At 46.5% G+C, this 512-nt stretch carries 1 pseudogene; it reads left to right on the forward strand.

Features of this window, described 5'->3' with window-relative positions:
- Positions 1 to 476: pseudogene (gene vmrA / locus R7E38_RS23405) on the forward strand (sodium-coupled multidrug efflux MATE transporter VmrA); the annotation flags it as partial.
- Between the last annotated feature and the right edge of the window lie 36 nt (positions 477 to 512).

The raw sequence follows: 512 nt of genomic DNA on the forward strand, positions 1-512 counted from the left end.
CTTTGGTGAGCTACAACCATGGCGCACGAAATCAAGATAACATTCGTAAGTTGCTACAAATTGCTATGGGGGCATCGGTTTTAGGTGGTGTTGTGTTCGTGGTATTGATGAACCTTTTCCCGTACCAGCTCGTATCCGTCTTTAATGACGCGGATCAGCAGCTTATCGAAAGTGCTGTGGTGGGAATTCGTCTCCACATGTTCGCACTGTTTCTTGATGGTTTCTTAGTGGTAGCAGGGGCTTACTATCAATCGGTCAACAAAGGCAGTAAGGCGATGTTTGTGACGGCGGGTAATATGCTTATCCAACTGCCGTTCTTATTCATCATGCCAAAACTGTTGGGTGTGACAGGCATTTGGATTGCATTCCCGCTATCCAACATTGCGTTAAGTCTGGTTGTGATGAGTATGCTTTGGCGTGATATCAAAAAGTTGATGGTGGATAGCCCAGTAGAACCGAGCATCCAAGCGTCTTAAGTTGGTAGCAGAAAAGCGAGGCTAGTGCCTCGCTTT

Origin of the sequence: Vibrio sp. Vb2131, from assembly GCF_033338535.1 — a bacterium.
Lineage (GTDB): Bacteria > Pseudomonadota > Gammaproteobacteria > Enterobacterales > Vibrionaceae > Vibrio > Vibrio alginolyticus.